This window comes from Treponema bryantii, from assembly GCF_900111035.1.
In the GTDB taxonomy this organism is placed as follows: Bacteria; Spirochaetota; Spirochaetia; order Treponematales; family Treponemataceae; genus Treponema_D; species Treponema_D bryantii_C.
Genome location: NZ_FOFU01000021.1, coordinates 1 through 3,007 on the forward strand (window position 1 = coordinate 1; position 3,007 = coordinate 3,007).

Consider the following 3,007-nt stretch of genomic DNA (forward strand, 5'->3'; position numbering starts at 1 on the left):
GTAGAATATACTTATGATGCAAATAACCATAGAATTGAGCGTATAAGTAAAACAAATTCGGTTGCTGAAACAACTCAGTATGCCTATGGCCGTAACGGAGCTCTGACATATCAGAAGAAAATTATAGGAAATAAAATAACATCCAGAACATTCTCCTATCTCAATAACCAGATTATTGGCTTTACAGATCTAGATTCCGATGGAACAGAATATGTTAGATATACGGTTACTGATATTCAGGGAAGTGTTACCGAGGTTTATGACGATAACGTTAGCCTTCTATGGAAGAGCGGTTATACCGCATTCGGAATAAAAGCCGGAGAAAACATAAAACTCCTTGACTTTGAAGGTCTGTATACAGGTTGCGACTATGATGCAGAAACTAGCCTGACATATCACTGGAACCGCTGGCGAAGTGAAGACGGAGAATTCTGGCTTTCTGAAGATCCTGCTCGTGATGGAATTAACTGGTATGGGTATGCTGGGCAGAATCCAATAAGCCATTCAGATATTAATGGTCTTGAAGATACACTATCAGCATGGCAGTATCAGAAAGACATGCAGGCACGTGCAGAGGAAAGAGAAAAAACAGGAACTGGAAAAAATAATACATCTTCTGATATCGGTGGACCATCTTGTACGCCGGAAACCCCAAAAGTAATTAATGATATTAGTGAAGGAATTAATGCATTATTTAATGGAGACAGAGGCGAAGATTATCGACGTAATGCAAATAATGCATTCCAAAATGGTCAATACGTACAATGGTTCTTATTATCTGTAGATGGATTTATAGAGGCTACGCTTGATATTGGTCTTATCCCTTCTATGGTGATTACATCAAGAATTGATAATTTCTGCCAGGATAATTTGGGTTTAGGCTTAGCAGAAATGTCAATGACATTACAATCTGCTGGAATGCTTGCTCCTGCAGGTGAGTTGTTGTATCATTTTAGTAATTGGGCAAGAGCGAATGCTGCAATATCTGGTTCGTCATTTATAAGTACAACAACAAATATTGGTGTAGAAGGACTTAATCAAGCTGCGGGTTTGGTGGGAGTAAATGCAAATTCTGTCAAATTAAATGCGGGACAGCAAGGAAAACACATAAAAGGTCATAATAATTATATTCCAGGAAAAAGTGTTATTTATGGAAATCTTGATGATGCACAAGAATTACTTACCAAATATGCAGGTACTGGGCAAAAACTGAATGAACATAAAGAGCGAGTCAATTTTGGAAAAATTATTGGTGTATATGTTAATCCAGAAACTGGAGTAAATCTAGAAACTTCCTGGGGAATTATTCATACAGGAAAGAATGGCGCTCATATAGTACCTGCAATTCCACAATAGAGAGGTAGTATAATGATTGTTGATGAAATGATGCATAATTTATATAAAATTTCAGGAGGAACATTGCTTCATATATTTTGGGGCAATGATTTGGAAATACTATGTAAAATGGATTTAAAATATGAAAGCTCTAATTGCTTAGAAGAAGATGATCCAAATTATAAAGAATTTTATGCTTGCTGTGTAGAAATAACAAAAATTATAAAATCAAATGATTTATTTGATAAGAAAGAAGGCGATTTTATAGAAGTTTCCATTGATAACGAACCAAGCAGAATTGAACTGGAAGATGGAACATTAGTATGGGAAAAAAATAAAATATGATTTTTTATATCTAATAATATTCATTTTTAACAACAAATACAATATAGGTAAATATTAATGAAAAAGAGCTTTGACAGAATAAAAGAAAAATTAATGAAATTTAAGAGTTATGGCTATGAAGAAAGAGAAGGCTGTTTATTAATAGGAAAGCCTTCGTATTTACCAAAGTATGCATGGCTGGTTAGAGTATTTATGCCATTAACACAAGATGATATAAGTTTTTGGGAGAAAAGGTATTCTCTCTCGATACCAGATACATATAAAAATTTTTTAATGAATTTTTCTAATGGATTAAATATTTTTTTTGGAACCTTTTCATTAGAGGGATATAGAAAACATTACAGAAGAGATGAAAGTGCAATTTTGCAACCTTTTGCACTGGATATTTCAAATGTATATGAAAGACCAAAGAATGCAAAAGAAAATTATTTCTTTATTGGTTCATATGATTGGGATGGTTCAACATTATATATAGATACAGAAACAAATCATGTACATCTTTGTAAAAGAGAAGATGCTACTTCAATATATGAATGGAATAGTTTTGAAGAAATGTTAAGTTCTGAAATAGATAGAATATTTTCATTATTTACAGAAGATGGACATCAGATAGATGAAAATCAATCGACATTACCCATATAAGAAGAATTATTTAATTATATCAAATTATTTCCATGAAAATGTTTTGATAACTGTTCTTTGACATAGTATAAGTAACTCAAACAGACATGGCAATTTGAGTTACGAAGAAAATGCATTCAGTTTACAGTCGAGTGTATTTTCTTCGGTAATATAAAATGTGATCAACCGGTTAGCGTGTGGAGCTGCGCCGAAGGCGGCCACCGTAAGCGAACGAACAAAGTGAGTGAGTGCGGAGGCTGAAGCGTCAGCGGAACAGCGGAAGAAGCGACCGGCTGCGAAGCAGCCGGGAACCGCCATAATCTTATGTGAATATGATGGGCTTGGAAGGGTTGTAAAGGAGACTGTAAATACAGTCCCGGAAACTGTACTTTATTATGAATACGATGCCCGTGGAAACGTAACAAAGTTTACGGATGCTGCAGGAACTGTTTTCAAAAGGATTTATACTAAGACAGATCTGCTTAAAGAAGAAAAAGTGTATGCAAAAGGAAACACTTCAGAAACACCTGATGAAACAAGAAGGTATTCATATGATGAAGGCGGAGCCTTGAAATCTGTTTCAGACGGAGATAACACTGTTTATTACAACGGAGCTGATTCAGAATACCAGCCTGATGCCTACGGTAAGACAAGAAAAGAAAAATGGAGCAGAACAGGCTTTGAGATGAGTTATGATTATGACTCT

The 3,007-nt window shown here is 34.9% G+C and carries 4 protein-coding genes; all 4 read left to right on the forward strand.

The features are described 5' to 3' along the window. Window positions 1-1,356: polymorphic toxin type 50 domain-containing protein (locus BMY21_RS15625; RefSeq protein WP_083379911.1), on the forward strand; the 1,356-nt coding region annotated here is incomplete at its 5' end. A 12-nt stretch (window positions 1,357-1,368) separates the two neighbouring features. Then, window positions 1,369-1,680, forward strand: a complete 312-nt coding sequence (locus BMY21_RS15500; RefSeq protein WP_074645765.1) for a YxxD family cognate immunity protein YxxD — start codon at window positions 1,369-1,371, stop codon at window positions 1,678-1,680. Window positions 1,681-1,737: 57 nt separating this feature from the next. Beyond that, window positions 1,738-2,322, forward strand: a complete 585-nt coding sequence (locus BMY21_RS15505; protein WP_074645767.1) for an SMI1/KNR4 family protein — start codon at window positions 1,738-1,740, stop codon at window positions 2,320-2,322. 223 nt (window positions 2,323-2,545) lie between these two features. Further along, window positions 2,546-3,007, forward strand: a 462-nt coding sequence (locus BMY21_RS15510) for a hypothetical protein (protein ID WP_177177773.1), incomplete at its 3' end; no start/stop codon positions are given.

Coding starts and splice junctions, on each gene's coding strand:
- BMY21_RS15500 (WP_074645765.1), top strand. CDS start 1,369: ATGATTGTTGATGAAATGATGCATAATTTATATAAAATTTCAGGAGGA.
- BMY21_RS15505 (WP_074645767.1), top strand. CDS start 1,738: ATGAAAAAGAGCTTTGACAGAATAAAAGAAAAATTAATGAAATTTAAG.